This is a genomic window from Actinoplanes xinjiangensis, from assembly GCF_003148685.1.
GTDB lineage: Bacteria > Actinomycetota > Actinomycetes > Mycobacteriales > Micromonosporaceae > Actinoplanes > Actinoplanes xinjiangensis.
In genome coordinates, this window is record NZ_QGGR01000012.1 from 208,740 (window position 1) to 226,384 (window position 17,645).

Annotated in this window: 17 protein-coding genes; 14 read left to right on the top strand and 3 right to left on the bottom strand. The window is 71.9% G+C overall.

Annotation, left to right across the window (positions count from 1 at the left end; translation table 11 throughout):
- The first annotated feature begins 2 nt into the window (after window positions 1-2).
- From BC793_RS26380 to BC793_RS26420, 9 genes are all read left to right on the top strand, one after another.
- Window positions 3-962, top strand: a complete 960-nt coding sequence (locus BC793_RS26380; protein ID WP_109596792.1) for a hypothetical protein — start codon at window positions 3-5, stop codon at window positions 960-962.
- Window positions 963-967: 5 nt separating this feature from the next.
- A complete protein-coding gene (locus BC793_RS26385; protein ID WP_146246455.1) occupies window positions 968-2,233 on the top strand; it encodes a pyridoxal-dependent decarboxylase in 1,266 nt (421 codons plus the stop codon).
- A 40-nt stretch (window positions 2,234-2,273) separates the two neighbouring features.
- The gene (locus tag BC793_RS26390; protein ID WP_158319371.1) at window positions 2,274-2,798 is read left to right on the top strand and encodes a P-loop nucleotide/nucleoside kinase family protein; all 525 of its coding nucleotides are present in this window, start codon (window positions 2,274-2,276) and stop codon (window positions 2,796-2,798) included.
- Window positions 2,799-2,882: 84 nt separating this feature from the next.
- Window positions 2,883-3,512 (top strand): lysophospholipid acyltransferase family protein, encoded by a 630-nt coding sequence (locus BC793_RS26395; protein WP_239169902.1) that lies wholly within the window; start codon window positions 2,883-2,885, stop codon window positions 3,510-3,512.
- A 171-nt stretch (window positions 3,513-3,683) separates the two neighbouring features.
- The gene (locus BC793_RS26400; RefSeq protein WP_109596800.1) at window positions 3,684-5,222 is read left to right on the top strand and encodes an ABC transporter substrate-binding protein; all 1,539 of its coding nucleotides are present in this window, start codon (window positions 3,684-3,686) and stop codon (window positions 5,220-5,222) included.
- Window positions 5,192-6,184, top strand: coding sequence for an ABC transporter permease (locus tag BC793_RS26405; protein ID WP_239169901.1), 993 nt, complete (start codon window positions 5,192-5,194; stop codon window positions 6,182-6,184). Before BC793_RS26400 ends, BC793_RS26405 begins: the two co-directional genes overlap by 31 nt.
- Window positions 6,177-7,058: an ABC transporter permease gene (locus BC793_RS26410; protein ID WP_109596802.1), complete on the top strand. Its 882-nt coding sequence runs from the start codon at window positions 6,177-6,179 to the stop codon at window positions 7,056-7,058. The genes BC793_RS26405 and BC793_RS26410 overlap by 8 nt, the downstream gene beginning before the upstream one ends.
- Window positions 7,055-7,996, top strand: a complete 942-nt coding sequence (locus BC793_RS26415; RefSeq protein ID WP_109596804.1) for an ABC transporter ATP-binding protein — start codon at window positions 7,055-7,057, stop codon at window positions 7,994-7,996. The genes BC793_RS26410 and BC793_RS26415 overlap by 4 nt, the downstream gene beginning before the upstream one ends.
- Window positions 7,993-8,640, top strand: a complete 648-nt coding sequence (locus BC793_RS26420) for an ABC transporter ATP-binding protein (RefSeq protein WP_109596805.1) — start codon at window positions 7,993-7,995, stop codon at window positions 8,638-8,640. The genes BC793_RS26415 and BC793_RS26420 overlap by 4 nt, the downstream gene beginning before the upstream one ends.
- Here BC793_RS26420 and BC793_RS26425 read toward each other — a convergent pair.
- Window positions 8,624-9,319: a hypothetical protein gene (locus BC793_RS26425; RefSeq protein ID WP_109596807.1), complete on the bottom strand. Its 696-nt coding sequence runs from the start codon at window positions 9,317-9,319 to the stop codon at window positions 8,624-8,626. The genes BC793_RS26420 and BC793_RS26425 overlap by 17 nt on opposite strands.
- Window positions 9,320-9,450: 131 nt before the next feature.
- Here BC793_RS26425 and BC793_RS26430 point away from each other — a divergent pair, with 131 nt between their 5' ends.
- Window positions 9,451-10,608, top strand: coding sequence for an FAD-dependent oxidoreductase (locus BC793_RS26430; protein ID WP_109596809.1), 1,158 nt, complete (start codon window positions 9,451-9,453; stop codon window positions 10,606-10,608).
- 139 nt (window positions 10,609-10,747) lie between these two features.
- Here BC793_RS26430 and BC793_RS26435 read toward each other — a convergent pair whose 3' ends face one another.
- Entirely contained in the window at window positions 10,748-11,119 is a 372-nt protein-coding gene (locus BC793_RS26435) for a nuclear transport factor 2 family protein (protein ID WP_239169900.1), read from the bottom strand.
- Between the two features lie 72 nt (window positions 11,120-11,191).
- Entirely contained in the window at window positions 11,192-13,363 is a 2,172-nt protein-coding gene (locus BC793_RS26440) for an MMPL family transporter (RefSeq protein WP_203896124.1), read from the bottom strand.
- Between the two features lie 101 nt (window positions 13,364-13,464).
- Here BC793_RS26440 and BC793_RS26445 point away from each other — a divergent pair, with 101 nt between their 5' ends.
- The 4 genes from BC793_RS26445 (at window position 13,465) to BC793_RS26460 (ending at window position 17,633) form a co-directional block, all read left to right on the top strand.
- On the top strand, window positions 13,465-14,037 hold the full coding sequence (locus tag BC793_RS26445; protein ID WP_203896123.1) for a TetR/AcrR family transcriptional regulator: 573 nt from the start codon (window positions 13,465-13,467) through the stop codon (window positions 14,035-14,037).
- Window positions 14,038-14,046: 9 nt separating this feature from the next.
- The gene (locus BC793_RS26450; protein ID WP_146246456.1) at window positions 14,047-15,453 is read left to right on the top strand and encodes a serine/threonine-protein kinase; all 1,407 of its coding nucleotides are present in this window, start codon (window positions 14,047-14,049) and stop codon (window positions 15,451-15,453) included.
- Between the two features lie 106 nt (window positions 15,454-15,559).
- The gene (locus tag BC793_RS26455) at window positions 15,560-17,293 is read left to right on the top strand and encodes a hypothetical protein (RefSeq protein WP_109596813.1); all 1,734 of its coding nucleotides are present in this window, start codon (window positions 15,560-15,562) and stop codon (window positions 17,291-17,293) included.
- Window positions 17,286-17,633, top strand: coding sequence for a hypothetical protein (locus BC793_RS26460; protein WP_109596815.1), 348 nt, complete (start codon window positions 17,286-17,288; stop codon window positions 17,631-17,633). The genes BC793_RS26455 and BC793_RS26460 overlap by 8 nt, the downstream gene beginning before the upstream one ends.
- The last annotated feature ends 12 nt before the right edge of the window (window positions 17,634-17,645 follow it).

Below are 17,645 nucleotides of genomic sequence, written 5' to 3' on the forward strand. Positions count from 1 at the left end.
CCATGTCGTACAACGTCCCCGGCCGACATGCTCAACCCTCCTGGGACGACGGCTCCCCGACCCCACCCTGGGGGCCGCCCGTCTCACCGCAGCAACCTCAGCAGTATCCGCCGCAGCAGTACCCGCCACAGCAGTATCCGCCTCAGCAGTACCCGGAGCAGCGGCCGTCCTGGCACCAGCATGCCGCGCCGCCGCCGCCGACCCCGCAGTGGCAGCCGCAGGGCGGGCCCACCCCGGAGGACCGGCGCTGGGCCTATCTGCGGCACAGCGCCGGCACCAGCCTGCGCGGGATCAACGCCATCCACGTCACCCGGGCGCTGGAGCGGCTGCACTCCCGGGACCAGCCGCTGGCCCCGCACGGCGTGACCCTGTTCTTCATCACCGAGGCGCCCGCGCAGCACCTGGGCTACCAGGTCCTCAGTGCCTCCCGATGGGGTTACGCCGGCCCCGAGTACGACAACCTGATCGCGTTCCTGACCGGCCTGAACGCCACCGCGCAGAGCTTCATCACCCAGCACGAGAAGGCCGATCGGGTGTGGGATCCCCGGGATCCCGACTATCTGATGGTCAACGTCGGCGACATCCAGCGCCCGTCGACGCCGACCCGCTACGTCGGGATCGGCGTGGAGACCCTCAACACCGACAGCCGGCAGTGGTACGACGTGGTCCCGGTCCTGCTCAGCTCGGGCATCAGCAGCCTCCAGGCGATGAGTTACGTCCCCGGTGAGGGGGCGGCACAGCTCGTCGACGGCTCGGAGATCAGGGTGGTCCGCGACGACAACCGCCGCGGCCGGGGCAATGATCTGATCTGCAACAACCCGCTCGACGCGACCCAGGTCTACTCCACCACCCAGAACGTGCCGGAGAGGTTGGGCGGGCAGCTGCGCCAGGCCTGGCCGGCGTTCCAGGAGCTGGCGAAGACCCTGGCCGATCATCTGAACCCACACGGCCAGGTCTGGTGAATCCGGTGGACACGCCTGCGATATGGCCGGGGGACTGGTCGGAAGCTCTGAGGCTGGACCGGCCCCCCGGTTTCGCCGACGTCGACGCCGTCATGACCATGCTGGTCGCCCGTGCCGAGCAGGCCCAGCGCCGGTCCATCGGGTTCCCGGCGGCCACCGACATCGACTGGAGCCGCACCCAGGGGTTGTTCACCCGGCTCTTCAACAATGTCGGTGACCCCGGCACGGCCCCCGGCGGGGCCGCGCACACCAACGCGCTGGAGGTCGAGGTCGTCCGGTGGTTCGCCGACGTCGTCGGGCTGCCACAGAACGACCGCTGGGGGTACGTCACCTCCGGCGGCACCGAGAGCAACATCGCCGCGCTCCGGGTGGCCCGTGACCGCTACCCGGACGCGGTGTTCTACCTGACGCACGCCAGTCACTACTCGATCCGCAAGACCGCCGGCCTGCTCGGCATCCACCCGCACGACGTCGCCATGGTCCGCGACAGCTGGTACGGCGAGATGGACTACGGCCACTTCGAGCAACTGGTGGCCCGGCACCGGGGCCGTCCCGCGATCGTGGTCGCCACCGCGGGCACCACGCTCTGGGAGGCCGTCGACCAGCCGGACCGGATCGAGACCATCCTCGACGCGTACGGCGTGACCCGCCGGCACGTACACGTCGACGCCGCCCTGTCCGGCATCCCGCTCGCTCTGGACGGGATGCTCGGACTGGGCGCCGGCAGCCCGATCGACAGCATCGCCATCTCCGGGCACAAGTTCCTGGGCACGCCGATCCCGTGCGGTGTGGTGGTGATGCGCGACAGCGTCCGGGTCGAACGGGGCGAACACATCAGCTACACCGCCACCCTGGACAGCACGGTCCTCGGTTCGCGGTGCGGGCAGGCCGCCGCCCTGCTGTGGACGGCGATCGCCGTCTACGGCCGCAACGGCCACCAGGCGCGGGCGCTGCGGGCCCGGCGGATCGCCGCCTACGCGGTGGAGCGGATCAGTTCGCTCGGCTGGCCGGTCTACCGCCACCCGGACGCGTTCACCGTGGTGTTGCAGACCCCGCCGGCGTCACTCACCGCCGAGTTCGGCTGGGTGCTGTCGGTCGACGGCGACTTCTGCCACATCATCTGCATGCCGGGCGTGACGAAGGAGGTCGTCGACGAGTTCGTCGCCGATCTGGGCCGGGTCGTCGCGCGCTGGGCGGTGATGGCCGAGTGCCGCAGCCGGCCGGTCTGGCGGGCCGTCGACGCGGGAGAGGACCGGATACTGTCCGCCTGATCACTGCCCGGGAGGGCGCCCGGATGACAGCATTCACCCTGTGGCGCACCGGCTGATTCTGATCAACGGGCTTCCCGGGTCCGGCAAGAGCACTCTTGCCGGGCGGCTCGCGCCCGCGCTGCGGGTGCCCCTGATCGGCAAGGACGCCATCAAGGAGGCGATGGCCGATGCGGTGCCCGGGGTTCCGCCCGGTGCCCTCGGGCCGCTCGCCGCGAAGGTGATGTGGGAGCTGGCGGCCGTGACACCCGGCGTCGTCATCCTGGAGAGCTGGTGGTTCCGTCCGCGGGATCGGGGCTTCGTCGCCGAGGGCGTGGCGCGTTCCGGTGCCCGCAGCACGGTGGAGGTCTGGTGCTCGGTGCCGCCCGAGGTGGCCGCCGAACGCTACCGGGCCCGCGGCCGGCACGCCGTTCACGCCGACGGCCGGCGCCTGGCCGAGGACTGGCCGCGCTGGGCCGCCGAGGCCGAGCCACTCGGCATCGGCCCCACCGTCGTGGTCGAGACCGATCGTCCGGTCATCGCCACGCACCTGATCCAGGCCATCACCGAAGCCATCGGTGGGGTGTAGCAGTTGGTATGGCGTACGACCGCGCGCGGTTTGTGCGGGCCGACGAGAATGGCATGGGTCAGCGGGCTCACGGAGAGGGCGGACGTGTACGAACTGGTCAAGAGGGTCGTCCGATTGCGGGTGGAAGGGGCCGAACACGTGCCGGCCACGGGGCCGGTACTGCTGGCCTCCAACCACCTCTCCATCACGGACTCGACGTTCCTGCCGATGGCGGTGGCACGGCACGTCACCTTCATGGCGAAAGCCGAATACTTCACCGGGAGCGGGCCGTTCGGGCGGTTCGTGTCGTGGTTCATGTCGCGTGACGGGCAGGTCGCGGTGGACCGGGACGACAAGCGGGCGGCGGTCGCCTCGCTGGACACCTGTCTCGACGTCCTGCACCGGGGCAACGCCTTCGCGATCTACCCGGAGGGCACCCGCTCGCCGGACGGGCGGCTCTACCGCGGCCGTACCGGGGTGGCCTGGCTGGCCCTGAAGTCGGGGGCGCCGGTGGTTCCGGTGGCGATGTTCGGCACCGACCGGGTGCTGCCGCCCGGTTCGGTGATCCCGCGGCCGGCCCGGGTCCGGGTCGTGTTCGGTAAGCCGGTGCAGCTCGCGGCGATCGCGACCGACCCGGAGAACGCACGGGAGCGGCGCGCGGCGACCGAGGCGATCATGGCGTCGATCGGCAAGCTCTCCGGCCAGGAGTACGTGCCGAAATACGCCAGAGCCTGACCGCGCACCATCACGCACAGGGCGTCCCGGCTGCTGGATCATCGCGGCGGGACGCCCTGTCGCGTGTGGCTCCTCTGCCCATCCTGCTGTAGTTGCCATAAGTTTGCAATAGAAGCGTCGGACTGATCACGCCTTGTTGCCACTCATGTGCAACTGCATAAGTATGGCGTCATGCTTCGTCTTCTGGGGACCGTCGCCGTCATCCTGCTGGCGCTGACCGCCTGCTCGGTACCGGCCGGCACCGGCTCCACATCGGCCGGCCGCACCTTCGTCGTCGCCACCTCCGGCGAACCGGACACGCTCAACCCGATCCTCGGCTACGGCAGCGACGGCGCCTCGCTGATCTTCGACGGGCTGGTCGCCCGGGACGCGGGCAACACCCTGGTCCCGGCCCTCGCCGCCGAGCTCCCGGCGGTCTCCGCGGACGGGCGTACCGTCACCGCGAAGCTGCGCACCGGTGCCACCTTCCACGACGGCCGCCCGCTCACCGCCGCCGACGTGGTCTTCACCTACACCGCGGTGCTCGACCCGGCCGTCGACTCGACCCTCCGCTCCGACCTGGACATGCTCACCGCCGTCACCGCCCCCGACCCGTCCACCGTGGTCTTCACCCTGAAATACGCCTACGCCCCGTTCCTGCAACGGCTCACCCTGGGCATCGTCCCGGCCGCGGCCCTGCGCGACCAGGACGTCAACCGGGCCGCCTTCAACCGCGCGCCGATCGGCACCGGGCCGTACCGGGTCACCTCCTGGACCCCCGGCGACCGGCTCGTCCTCGCCGCCAACGAGTCCTGGTGGGGTGGGCGGCCGGCCAACAGCGGCGTGATCGTCGCGTTCGTCGCCGACGACAACGGCCGCGCCCAACGGGCCCGGGCCGGCGAGTTCGACGCCGTCGAGCTGGCACCCAGGCTGGCCACCGCGTTCCCCGGCTTCTCCGTGCACAAGGTCCCCACCGCCGACTATCGCGGTGTCATGCTGCCGATGAACCACCCGGTCACCGGGGACGCCGCCATCCGCAGGGCACTCGACGCGGCCGTCGACCGGCAGGCCATGGTCACCGGCGTGCTCGGCGGAGCCGGCGATCCGGCGTACGGCCCGGTCCCGCCCACCTCGCCGTTCCACGTCACCACCGAACCCGCCCCGGTCGACCTCGACGCGGCCGGGTGGATCGCGGGCACCGACGGCATCCGGGTCCGCAACGGGCAGCGCGCCGCGTTCGCCCTGATGTACCCGGCGACCGACAGCCTGCGCAAGGAACTGGCGCTCGCCGTGACCGCCGACGCCCGCAAGGCCGGCATCGAGATCAGGCCGGAGGGCCTCACCTGGGAGGCGATCGAACCCCGGATGGGCGACGACGCGCTCATCATGGGCTGGGGCACCCCGTACGACCCGGATTTCCTCTCCTACAAGCTGTTCGGATCGCGCTTCGCCGGGCAGGGCTTCTTCAACCCCGGCGGCTACCGGTCGGCGGTCGTCGACCGGGCGCTCCAGGCAGGCCGGGACGACGCCGATCCGGAGAAGCGCAAGGCCGCCTACGCCACCTTCCAGCGGCAGCTCGCCACCGACGCGCCGTGGGTGTTCCTCACCTACCTCCAGCACACCTACGTGGTGCGCGACGACGTCGCCGGGGTCACCCCGCGCGTGGAGGCGCACGAGCACGACGTCGCCAACAGCCTCTGGTGGAACATCCACACCTGGACCCGCCGATGATCCGGGTGGTCCGCCGGCGCCTCGCCGTCGCCGTGCCGGTCCTGTTCGCCACCAGCATCGGCATGTTCCTGCTCGGCGCGGCCTCCCCGATCGACCCGGCCATGCAGTACGCCGGCGCGGCCGCGTTCAGCATGAGCGAGGAGAACCTCCAGCAGATCCGCGACAACTGGGGCGTCGACGACCCGCTGCCCGTGCAGTACCTGCGGTGGCTCGGCAACCTGGTGCAGGGCGACCTGGGCTGGTCCACGTCCCGGCATCAGGCGGTCACCGAGGTGATCGCCGACCGGGCCGGATGGACACTGCTGCTGATCGGGATCACCCTCGCCGTGGTCCTGACCGGCAGCCTGCTGGCCGGCACCCTCGCCGCCCACCGGCGCGGCGGGCTCTTCGACCGTGGGGTACGGGCGGCCGCGTACGCCGTCGAGTCGATGCCGGTGTTCTGGCTGGCGCTCGGCGCGATCGCCGTGTTCGCGCTGGCGCTCGGCTGGTTCCCGGCCGGTGGCCTGACCGGCGTCCGCGCCACCTCGACGTCGTTCCCCGACGTCGCCCACCACCTGGTGCTGCCGGTGACCGTGCTGGCGATCTCCCAGGCCCCGTGGTTCGTGCTGTTCGTCCGCGACGCGGTCGCCGAGAGCCTGCGCGAGGACCACGTGCTCGCCGCCCGCGCCCGCGGCCTGGCCGGGCGGACCGTCCTGTTCGGGCACGCGCTGCGGACCGCGCTGCTGCCGTTCCTCACCCTGGTCGGCACCCACCTGCCCGAACTCGTCGGCGGCTCGGTGCTCGTCGAGACGGTGTTCTCCCTGCCCGGCCTCGGGGCGGTCAGCGTGCAGGCGGCACTCGGCGGCGACTTCCCGCTGCTGGCCGCGATCACCCTGGTCACCACGGCGGTGGTGCTGACCGCCAACCTGCTCACCGACCTGGCCTACACGGCCGCCGACCCCCGGGTGCGCATCGATGGCTGAGACTGCGGTGACGACGACGACACCGGGCCGGGCCGGCCTGTTCCGGCGGCCCCGGTTCCGGGCCGGTACCCCGGTCGCCGCCCTGGTCCTCGGCGTCGCCGTCGGCGCGGCGCTTCTCGTACCGATGATCGCCCCACTGGACCAGAGTGCCGTCGCGCTCGGCCGGGCCGCCCTGCCGCCGTCCCTCCCGCATCCCGGCGGCACCGACGACCTGGGCCGCGACGTGCTGCACCGCAGCATCTACGGACTACGCGTGTCACTGCTGGTGGGCGTGGTCGCGGCCCTCGCCGCCACCGTGATCGGCGGTGTCGTCGGCAGCCTGGCCGGCCTGCTCGGCGGCTGGGTCGACCGGGTTCTGATGCGTGTCGTCGACACCATCTCCGCGCTGCCGCACCTGCTCCTGGGCATCTTCATCGTGGCGATGCTGCGGCCGGGCCTGGGCGCGGTGATCCTGTCGATCGGCCTGACCCACTGGCTGTCCACCGCCCGAATCGTCCGGTCGGAGCTGCTGTCGCTGCGCACCCGCCCCTTCATCGACGCCGCGATCGCCGGGGGAGCGGGCCGGACCCGCGTCCTCACCCGGCACCTGCTCCCGCACGTCCTGCCGAAGATCGCCCTGGCCACCACCCTGATGATCCCGCACGCGGTCTGGCACGAGACGTCACTGAGCTTCCTCGGTCTCGGCCTGCCGCCGCACCTGGCCTCCCTCGGCAACATGATCAATGACGGTCAGCGCTCGCTGCTGACCGGAGCCTGGTGGGCGAGCATCGTCCCCGGCGCCGTCATCGTCGTCGTCACCCTCGCCATCGCGGCCCTCGCCGCCCGCGGGCGCGACCATCTCGACCCCCGGGTCCGTGCGGAGCTCAACCTGTGAACCCCCTCCTGACCGTCTCCGGTCTCACCGTCCGCTTCCAGCTCCGCGATGCGGTGGTCGCCGCGGTGACCGGCCTCGATCTGACGGTACGCCCGGGCGAGCTGCTGGCCGTCGTCGGCGAATCCGGCTGCGGCAAGTCCGTGCTGGCCCACGCCCTGCTGGGGCTGCTCCCCGCCAACGCCGCGGTATCCGGCAAGGCCCTGCTGACCCGTGCCGTGGGCCCACCGGGGCCGGTCGATCTGCTCGCCTGCGGGGAGAAGACCCTCGCCCGCGAGATCCGGGGGCGGCGGATCGGGCTCATCCCGCAGAGCCCGGCCACGGCGCTCACCGTCGTCCGGCGCGGGCGGCGGCTGCTCGCCGAGACGCTCCGGGCGCACCGCCGCGACCCGGGGCTGGCCGACCAGGTGGCGCGGGAGGCCGGGCTCGACCCGGCGGACCTGGAGCGATACCCGTTCGAGCTGTCCGGCGGCATGGCCCAGCGGCTGGCCACGGCACTCGCGCTGGCCGGTGAGCCGCCGCTGCTGATCGCCGACGAACCGACCGGCGGACTCGACCGGCCGCTCGTCGACCACACCCTCGACCTGCTGCGGCGCCGGTGCGACGACGGCGCCGCCGTCCTGCTGATCACCCATGACCTGGCCGCGGCGGAACGCGTCGCCGACACCGTCGCCGTCATGTACGCCGGGCGGATCGTCGAGCACCGGCCGGCGCGGGAACTGTTCTCGGCGCCGGCTCACCCGTACAGCCGCGGGTTGCTCGACGCCCTGCCGGACCGGGAGTTCCGGGCCGTCGCCGGCCATCCGCCGATGCTGACCGCGCTGCCGCGGGGATGCGCGTTCGCGGCACGCTGCGACCGCGTCAGCGGCGCGTGCGCGATCCAGCCGGCCGGGCCGGTCGCCTGCCACCACCCGCTCACCACCGCGGAGGCACCCGCATGAGCCTCGTCGCCGACGGCGTCAGCGCCGGATACCACGGCCGCCGGGTCCTCACCGATGCATCCCTGACGATCGGGGCAGGCGAGACGGTCGGCCTTCGCGGTCCCTCCGGCAGCGGCAAATCCACTCTGGTACGGGTTCTCGCGCTCCTGCACGCCCCCGACGCCGGGCACGTCACCCTGGACGGCGAACGGATCGCCGGCGTGCGCCACCGGGTGCCCGCGTCCGTGCGTACCCGGATCGGTGTCCTGTTCCAGAGCCCGCGCGCCGCGAGCGACCCGCGCCTGACGCTCGCCGACCTGATCGCCGAACCGTTGCGCGCGGTCCGGCATCCGCGGGAGCGGATCGCCGGACGTGTCGCCGAGCTCGCCGACCGGGCCGGACTGACCGCCGACCTGCTGGTCCGCCGCCCGCACGCGGTCAGCGACGGTCAGCTGCAACGCGCCTGCCTGGCCCGCGCTCTGGTGCACCGTCCCCGCTACCTGCTGTGCGACGAGGCCACCACCATGCTCGACGCCTCCACACAGGCCCTGGTCGCGGCGGTGATCACCGCTGAGCAGCAGGCCACCGGCATGGGCGTCCTCGTCGTCTCGCACGACCCGGCCCTGCTGTCCCGCTGGGCCGACCGGGTCACTGAAGTTCGGTGAACGTCTTCCCGGCCCGCAGGTCGCCGATCATGGTGAGGATGCCGGGTGGGCCGCCGTGCTCGTCCAGCCAGTGGCTGACCACGCACGCCGCCAGCAGGTATTTGTGGTCCGACCCGACGGCGCCGAAGGTCGCCCAGTCCGCGCCGGTGATCGCCGTCGCCTCCGCGTAGGGGACCCGGCAGCGGTCACCGCCGGCCGGGTTGAGGTAGCGGGCGTCCTCGGAGATCAGCACGGCGAGACCCTCGTCGAACCAGTCCGGCACCGACTCGGACGCCGAACCGAGCCGCTTGTGCAGCTCGATGTGCGCCAGCTCGTGCGTCGCGATCGTCTCGTTCGCCCCGTCGGGGGACAGCCGCAGCGCCCACCGGCCGAACGCCTGCCCCTTCTCGCCGCCCCCGCCGATGCTCCGGTAACACTCCGGCGTGGCGCAGATCAGCACCCGGGCGTCGGAGGTCCGCCCGCCGTAGAAGTCACTGATCCGCTGCTCCGCCGCGGTCACGATCCGGTGATAGGCCTCGTCGTCGCGCTCGGCGTAGACGCCGTCACCCAGGCTCGACAGGCCGTAGCATTGCGGGCAGGCGATCGCCGCGATCGACGGGGCGGCCACCGCGGTCGCGCCGATCGCGAGGCCGAGCAGGCCGGCCACCACCCCGGTGATGATCCAGCGACGCTTGGGCATGCGGCCGAGAATAGCCCCCCTCGCCTTCGGGGGCGGACCTGTCGGGTGATTCGCCGAACGCGACCCGGGTGGCCCATCGACAGGTGAACCGCGAGCCTCCACTATGGCCTGAAGATCGGCTAGGGGAGAAGATGACGACATACGATGTGATCGTGGTGGGGGCGCGTGTCGCGGGGTCCCCGCTGGCCGCGCTGCTGGCCGGCCGCGGATACCGGACTCTGCTGGTGGACCGCGACACGTTCCCCAGTGACACGGTGTCGACCCACGTGCTGCACCCGCCGGGTGTCGCCGCGCTCCGCCGGTGGGGTGTCCTCGATCAGGTCGTCGCGACCGGTGTTCCGCCGATCGGCCGCTACACCACGGACTTCGGTCCGGTCACCGTCGCCGGTGCTCCCGGGACACCGGACAACCCCTACGCGTACGCGCCCCGCCGCATCCTCCTCGACAAGATCCTCCTGGACGCGGCCGCGGCCGCCGGCGCCGAGATCCGCGAGGGGTACACGGTCGAGGAGCTGCTCTTCGACGACGACGGCCGGGTCACCGGCATCCGCGGCCTCGACGGGACGGTCGCGCACGCCCGCATCGTCGTCGGCGCCGACGGACGTAACTCGGTGGTCGCGAAGGCGGTGAACGCGCCCGCCTACGAGGACCGGCCGCCGCTCACCGTGGGCTACTACGCGTACTTCAGCAACCTGCCGACCGACGGGACGTTCGAGGCGTACAGTCGCCCCGGGCGCGGCTGGGCGGTGTGCCCCACCAACGACGACCTGACGATGGTCATCGGCGGCTGGCCGCACGCCGAGCTGGCCGAGCACCGCAACGACATCGACGGCACGTTCGCCGCCATGTTCGCGTCGGCCCCGGTCTGGGCGGACCGCTTCCGTGACGCCAAGCAGGAGACCCGCTGGGTGGGCGCGTCGGTGCACAACTACTTCCGGGTGCCGCACGGTCCCGGCTGGGCGCTGGTCGGCGACGCCGGTTACTCCCGCGACTACATCACCGCGCAGGGCATCACCGACGCGTTCCTCGACGCCGAGCTCCTCGCCGACGCCATCGCCGACGACGACCTGCCCGGCTACCAGGCCCGGCGTGACGCCCGGGCGATGCCGTTCTACCAGATGACCCTGGGCATCGCGTCGCTCCAGCCGCCGGACGAGCAGATGGTCCAGCTGGTCACCGCGATCGCCGGCGACCCGGCGAAGATGGACGCCTTCATCCGCCTCAACTCCGGCGTGACGTCCCCGGCCGAGTTCTTCGCCCCGGAGAACCTGGGCCGCCTCTTCGCCTGACCCCCGGCCTCGTCGATCCTGTGGATCCGCGTCACGCCGTCGTCGCGTGGATCCGCAGGACCGGCACCGGAGGGGGTGGGCGGTGTGGGACGGCGAGCCGGCCCGCTCCCGGCCCGCTCCCGGCCCGCTCCCGGCTCGGTCAGGCCGGGGAGAGCTGGGCGGCCACGATCCGCCAGCCGGCGCCCTCGTCGTAGGCCCATGTGCGCGCATATCGGAGCCGGGCCGCGAACGGCTCGCCGTTGAACGTGCCGGCCACCGCGCAGAGGGCGAACGTCGCACCGGTCGACCCGGCGACGAGCACCTCGAGGTCCTCCTCGACCAGGGTGTCGATCTTCGAGCTGCCGGACCGGTACGCGTCCAGGTCGTCCTCCTTGCGGAATCGGGTCCCGTCCGGCCCGATCGCGATCAGGCGGTCGTCGAGCAGTGCGTCCAGCACGCCCACGTCGCCGTCGCGCTGTGCCTGTTGCAGGCGGTGCTCGGCGTCGAGCAACCCGGCCTCGGTAGCGCTCACCGTAGCCTCCGTTCAGGTCGTTTCCGCTGGTCCGATGAGGGCACCCTACCGCCCGGAACGCGCTGAAGACGATCAAGCCGGCTGCCCGTCGGGAAGACCCGGCTGCCCGTCCGGAAGACCCGGCTGCCCGCCCGGAAGATCCACAGTCGATGATCGCGGCGCCGGCCGGGGAACCGTCGCCGGCCACCAGTTGGCCCGGCCGGCCAGGCGCATCAGGGCCGGCACCAGGATCGCGCGGATGACGGTCGCGTCGACCAGGATGGCCACCGCGGTGCCCACGCCGACCATCTGCAGATACATGACGTCGCCGGTGGCGTAGAGGGCGAACGACACGGCGAGGATCGTGGCGGCCGCGGTCACCAGGGGCGCACCGCGCTGGAGGCCCTCGAGGACGGCGCGGGTGTTGTCGCCGGTGGCGTCGTAGCGCTCCTTGATGCGGGAGAGCAGAAACACCTCGTAGTCCATGGACAGGCCGTACGCGACGCAGAACATCAGGATCGGGAACGCCGGGTCGAGGGTGCCGATCGGGGTGAAGCCGAGAACGCCGGCGAGGAACCCGTCCTGGAAGACCGTCACCAGGACGCCGAACATGACGGCCAGGCTCAGCAGGTTGAGGATCGTCGCCTTGACCGGGATGAGCAGGCTGCCGGACATCGCGAACAGCACCGCGAACGAGATGGCCAGCAGCACGGCCGCGACCAGCGGGATCCGGTCGGTGAGCATGGCCCGGAAGTCGGTGAGCTCGGCCGGATAGCCACCCACCTGAACGGTGCCGCCGGGCGGGGGCGGGACCGCCCGGACCGCGGCGACCAGGGCGGGGGTCCCGGTGCCGGAGAGCACCTCCCGGGTGGGCACGGCCTCGAGGCGGGAGCCGGTGATGCCGGTGGGCCCGGGGCCGGTGCGGATGCCGGCGGTGAACACCCCGGCGGCCGAGTTCACCCGGGCGATCCCGGGCACCCGGGAGACCTCGGCGGCGTAACCCCCGACGTCGGCCGAGGTGCTGACGATGTGCAGAGCGTCCTGCGGCTCGGTGGGCAGGACGTCGCGCATCACGTCATACGTCTGCCGGGTCGACGCGGTCGGCGGCAGCACCCGGTCGTCGGGCAGGCCCAGGCGCAGGCCGAGCGCCGGCGCGGCGAGGACGCCGACGATCAGCAGGCCGAGTGCGGTGAACAGGACGGGACGCCGCATGACGTGCCCGCCGAGACGGCCCCAGATCCCGTCGTCGGCCGGTGGTGGCGGCCGGCGGCGCAGCGCGCGGGGACCGAGGACGGCCAGAGCGGCCGGCAGGATCGTGAGCGCCCCGAGGACGGCCAGGACCACGACGAGGATGCCGGCGTAGGCGAACGACCGGAGGAAGGCGAACGGGAACAGCAGCAGCGCCGACAGTGACGCGGCGACGGTCAGCCCGCTGAAGACCACCGTGCGGCCCGCGGTGCGTACCGTCGTGGTGATCGCGGCCGGAACGGGTGCACCCGCGGTGAGCTCCTCGCGGAAGCGCGCGATGACGAAGAGGCTGTAGTCGATGCCCAGGCCGATGCCCATGACCAGGGTGATGTTGGCGGCGAACGTCGCGACCTCGGTGAAGCCGGCCAGCACCCGCAGACCGGCGAGGGTGCCGATCACCGCGAACAGGCCGACGCCCAGGGTGAGCAGGGCGAGCCGGAGCCGCCGGTAGAGGACGACCAGCAGCACGATCATGACCGGGACGATCAACAGCTCGGCGCGCAGGAAGTCGCGGGTGGCCTGCTGGCTGACCTGGCTCGAGACCGCCTCGGCACCGCCCACGTCGATGCGGAGCAGGCCGGTGTCGCGGGTGTACGCCGGGAGGATCCGCTCCCGGATGTGCAGGCGGGCACTGGTGGCGTCGCCGGTGACGTGCGCCAGGATCAGCGCGTGCCGGCCGTCGGCGTCGCGCATCGTCGGGTCACCGCCGCGCGACCAGTAGGACCAGACGTCGAGCACGGCGTCCTCACCCCGCAGCTCGGCCGCGACCGATTGCGCGGCGGCGGCCACGGCCGAGTCGTCGATCACGCCGCTGACCAGCAGCACGAGGTTGGCGTTGCCGGTGCCGTGGTCGCGCTCCAGCAGCTGCTGCACCCGGACGGACTCACTGCCGGGGGCCTCCCACCGGCTGAGCACGAGCACGTTCATCGCGCCGGCCGCGACAGCGGCGAGTGCGAGTGTCAGCAGGGCGGTGACCAGCAGGATCAGGCGTCGGTGGCGGAAGAGCACAGGACTCACCCCTGGTAAGCTCCCGGTGAATACGAGCGATTGCTCGTGAAGCGACAATACGAGCGACCGCTCGTATTAGTCAAGGCGGGCTCGGGCGAGGACGGTGCTCATTGGTCAAACGGCAGGCACGCGGCCGGCAGCGCATCGCCGAGATCCTGGACGCGGCTCTCGCCCTGTTCGCCGAGACCGGATACGACCGGACCTCGACGAACGCGATCGCCGCGCGGGCCGGCATCTCACCCGGCTCGCTGTACCAGTACTTCCCGAACAAGGAGGCGATCGCCGACGCGCTGTCCGAGCGGCTGCTCGGGGAGCTGCGGGAGGCGCATGCGGCCGCCTTCGACGACTCCGCGGTGGCCGGGCTGCCGCTGCCCGACCTGGTCTCCCGGGTGGTCGATCCGCTGGTCTTCTTCCACGTGGCCAATCCGGGTGCCAAGGTGCTCATCGGGGAGAAGGGGCAGCCGCTGCACACGGGCGTCACCGACCGGGTGGGTGCGCTGTTGCGGGCCCGTTCGCCGCACCTGCCCGACGACGACGTGCGGCGCACCTCGACGGTCGCGGTGCAGATCGTCGCCGCGCTGATGGGCGGCATCGTGGCTGCTCCCGAGCCGGAGCGGGCCGCCCTGGTCCAGGAGCTGAAAAGGGCGCTCACCGGATACCTCGCACCACCCGGCGGCCTCTAAGCTGTCGCGGTGCTTCAGGCCGGTGCGCGACTCGGGAACCGTTATCTCCTCCAGCAGCGCCTCGGCGCCGGCGGGATGGGCGAGGTGTGGCTGGCCGTCGACGAGGTGCTGCGGCGTACCGTCGCGGTCAAGGTCATGCTGCCCTCGGTCGCCGACGACCCGGATTTCGCGAAACGGTTCGAGTCGGAGGCCACGTCGATGGCCCGGATCAACCACCCGGCCGTCGCCTCGATCCACGACTTCGGCCGTGACCAGGGAACTCACTACCTGGTCATGGAGTTCGTCGACGGCGAGTCGCTGGCTCAGCGACTCGCCAGGGACGGGCGGATCGCCCCCGAGGAGACGATGCGCCTGATCGAGCAGGTGGCCATCGGCCTCCAGGCCGTGCACGACGAGGGCCTGGTGCACCGCGACATCAAACCGGCGAACCTGCTGGTCCGGCGCAACGGCACGGTGGTCATCACCGACTTCGGCATCGCCCGGCACGAGGCGGCCGGCCGCCTGACGGTCTCCGGCGCCATTCTGGGTACGCCCACCTACCTCTCACCCGAACAGGTGCGGGGCGAGCCCGCCGGCGCCCTCAGCGACGTGTATTCGCTCGGCCTCGTCGCCTACGAGTGTCTGGCGGGGGAGAAGCCGTTCGTCGGCGACAGTCCGTATGCGGTGGCGTTGCAGCGCCTCCAGGGCGGCCCGCGGACGATCAAGGTCACGCTGCCGGTGCCGGTGCAGGCGACCGTCGAGCGGGCTCTGGCGATCGAGCCGAGGGACCGCTGGCCGTCGGCGGCCGCGTTCGGCGCCGCCGCCCGTGACTCGGTGGCGGCCGCCGTGCCCACGCCCGTCCCGGCACCCGCTCCGCGTACCGCGCCGTCCTCGCCGAACCGTGTGCCCGTGCTGCTCGCCGCCCTGTCCGTGGTGCTGCTCACCGTCGTCGGTGTCCTGGCCTGGGGCCTGCTGTCCGGCGACGGCAAGGGTGCGGCCACGACGCAGGGGCCCGCGGCGTCGGCCGGGGCGGCCGAGCCCGCCCAGGAGTGGGAGCCGCAGGGCTTCGTGGCCTGCGGGGACACCTACTGCCCGGTGGAGCCGATGTGCTGGGGCGGGCTGACCGCCAACAGCGGGGCCGCGGTGGCGCCGCGCCCGGTGGACTGCGCCGAGCCGCACTTCTGGGAGACGTTCCGGGCGGTGGCGATGCCGGCCGGCGGGGTGCGCATCGACGACGCGGACCCGCTGATCGAGCGGCCCGGTATCGCGGAGGCCTGTTCCGCGCAGGCGATGACCTCACGCAGCAGCGAACCGGCCAAGACCCGGAGGTGGCAGCGCGACGTCTGGCCGATCCCGGTCGGTGCCGACACCATGCTGCACTGCGTCGCGAGCGCGCCGGGCGGCGAGTCGACCGGAGGCTACTTCCGCCGGCCGTGACGCGCCGGCCGGGCTTCTCGGCGGCTACCATCACCCGACCGGGGGAGTTGCGTCACTCGCTGAAGTCGATACGTTGACGATCCTCATTCCACTCCGGAGGGTTGAGATGGTCGATCCGGATCCGCAGTCGCAGCCGCTCTTGAGCACGCCCGCCTACCGGGCACCCGAGACGATGAGCGCGACCACCAGACACCTGTCCGCAGCGCCCTACCTGGACATCGACTTCGCCAACCGGGTGATACGCGAGGTCCTGGAGTCCGAGCGCAAGGCGGTCCCACCGTCCTACGGGTTCGACCTCGACCCGGTGGTCCGGCACAGCCTACGGGCGCGGCGTCTCCTCCTCCTGCGGTACGGCCTGGTCACGCTCGTGCTGATCGTCGGCTTCTGCCTGAGCCCGGTCGCGACGATCAGCTGGCTCCTGCTCTGCGGCGTGATCGTCGGATTCCGGTCCCGGGTGCTCGGCGGGCTGCCCCCGCAGGTGCGGATGGGGATCGTGGCGGCGGTCGCGCTCTCCGGGTTCTGCCTCGCCGGCTACTGGGTCGTGCAGAGCATGTCCGGTGACCTCGGCGACCTCCTCTTCAGCGGGAGCTCCCAGTCCAGCTACTACCGCAGCGACCTCGGCGGTACCGATATCGGGTTCACGTTCATCGACCTCCTCTACCCGGTGGTACTGACCGGCGCCATGTGCGCGGTGCTGTTCCTGTCCCGCCGGCACGCGCTCGGTGTCATCACCACCGAACTGGCGCCGGGCGCTCCCGCCGGCGCGCCGCGCACCACCAACGCCCGGGTCGAGCGCCGGCTCGCCATCGTCGCCGGCATGCAGCGCGGCAACCTGTCGGTGCACGACCGGGAGCCGTTCCTCGGCGCCGGCCGGATCTGGCACGGCTGGGACTTCGCCATCCCGCTCAACCCGGTCGAGGGCGATCGGCGGATCCGCCTCGACGGGGCCACCCTCAACCGCCGGGTCGCCGACGCCATCATCGGACTGCGCTCGCCGGAGCTCCATGAGGGCGAGAAGGTGCCGAACGTGTTCGTCGTGCCATACGTGGTGGCCAACGGCTGGCGGCGCACCGACGACCCGCTCATCGACCCCAACACGCGAGCGCCGTACACCCTGGCCTCGCCGGAGACGCTGGCCGCCATCGAGGGCAGCCCGCAGGGTGGCATGCGCTACTACCTGCGCGCCGTCGTCCCGGCGCACGGCAAGGACATCCGGACGCCCGGGGGACGGCCGGTGCTGCCCGCACAGGACAGTGGTGTCGCCGTCACGGCGTTCGTCCACCTCGCCGTCGAGGGCGGCATGCTCTACGCCGAGTTCGTCGCCACGGTGATGCCCGAGATCCGCCGCTTCTACCAGCTCGGTGACATCCTCCGGCCGGAACGTGTGCCGACGTACGCCGCGGCGATGACCCTGCGGAGCTTCTTCCGGGACAACCTGTTCGCCCCGCTCTGGTTCGTCCAGATCGGCTGGGACGCCGCCCGCCTGTCCGGCCGGATGGCCCGCTCCGCCAAGGACGCCGACGAACTGCGCTTCCACGACTACGGCGCCGACCTCAGCGTTCGGGAGGAGGGCGCGGAGTACCCGGTCTACAAGTTTCTCAACGAGCTCGACGCGGCCAAGTACATTTCTCTGTTGGACAAGGCAGTCGTCGAGGAGGTCCTGGACTTCCTCGACGAGCACGGTGTGGACACCGGCGAGTTCCGGATGAAGGCGGCGAACGTGTCGTTCGACTTCAGCACGAAGACGTTCAACGGTGGCCAGCAGATCTTCGGTAACAACAACCGCGTCAACCAGACGAACTTCCCGAAAGCTCCCAGAAGCGGAGGCACCGGTGGCTGAGCAACGCTTCGAGAACTTCACGTTCCACGGTGGCCAGCAGGTCTTCGGCGACCGCAACACGGTCAGCCAGACCAACAACTTCTACTACGGTGACCAGCGCGACGAGATCCTCGGCCACCTGGAGACGATCCGGTCGGCCGCTCCCGAGCCGGCCGTGGTCGAGCCGGAGATCGTGATCATCGAGCAGGCGCTGGAGCACCCGACCGCGGAGGCCCGCAGCCGGGTGGAGCACGCGCTCGGCCAATTGCGGCACAAGCTGGGGACCGTGCAGTCGGCCACCGAGGCGGTCGCGGCGATCGGTGCGATCGCCGCGGTCGTCGCCCAGTACTGGCCGTTCTGACTCCGGCCGTTT

Coding starts and splice junctions, on each gene's coding strand:
- BC793_RS26380 (WP_109596792.1), top strand. CDS start 3: ATGTCGTACAACGTCCCCGGCCGACATGCTCAACCCTCCTGGGACGAC.
- BC793_RS26420 (WP_109596805.1), top strand. CDS start 7,993: ATGAGCCTCGTCGCCGACGGCGTCAGCGCCGGATACCACGGCCGCCGG.
- BC793_RS26455 (WP_109596813.1), top strand. CDS start 15,560: ATGGTCGATCCGGATCCGCAGTCGCAGCCGCTCTTGAGCACGCCCGCC.
- BC793_RS26425 (WP_109596807.1), bottom strand. CDS start 9,319: ATGCCCAAGCGTCGCTGGATCATCACCGGGGTGGTGGCCGGCCTGCTC.
- BC793_RS26410 (WP_109596802.1), top strand. CDS start 6,177: ATGGCTGAGACTGCGGTGACGACGACGACACCGGGCCGGGCCGGCCTG.
- BC793_RS26400 (WP_109596800.1), top strand. CDS start 3,684: ATGCTTCGTCTTCTGGGGACCGTCGCCGTCATCCTGCTGGCGCTGACC.
- BC793_RS26430 (WP_109596809.1), top strand. CDS start 9,451: ATGACGACATACGATGTGATCGTGGTGGGGGCGCGTGTCGCGGGGTCC.